At 41.9% G+C, this 434-nt stretch carries 1 pseudogene; it reads left to right on the top strand.

Annotated features, from left to right (window positions below):
* A pseudogene (locus tag OQX63_RS23300) lies at positions 1-434 on the top strand (RHS repeat-associated core domain-containing protein); the annotation flags it as partial.

Raw genomic sequence — 434 nt, 5'->3', positions numbered from 1 at the left:
GATAATTTTGGTACGAACAACTATATTGGCTACAATGGCAACAGGTTGACCAGCATCAGTGGCTTTACCAACAGTAATTATGGTTATGATGCCAATGGCAACCTTACCAGCGATAGCCAGAAGAACATCACCCTGGGATACAATTTCCTTAACCTACCACAAACGGTAAGCGGAAGCCAGAATTTAACCTATACTTACAATGCTACCGGAGAAAAGCTTCAAAAACAGGTAGGCGGTACCACCACCAATTATATTGATGGCATCCAATATACAAATAATAACATCGATTTTATCCAGACCGAAGAAGGGATTGCAAGGAACAGTAATGGCAACTATAGTTATGAGTATAACCTGAGCGACCATTTGGGCAATGTGCGGGCTACTTTCTATAAAAACCCCAATACGAACCAGCTGGAAGTACTGCAGCGTGATGA

It is taken from the genome of Pedobacter sp. PF22-3 (genome assembly GCF_026239555.1).
Lineage (GTDB): Bacteria > Bacteroidota > Bacteroidia > Sphingobacteriales > Sphingobacteriaceae > Pedobacter.
This window is presented reverse-complemented; position numbering and strand designations above follow the sequence as displayed.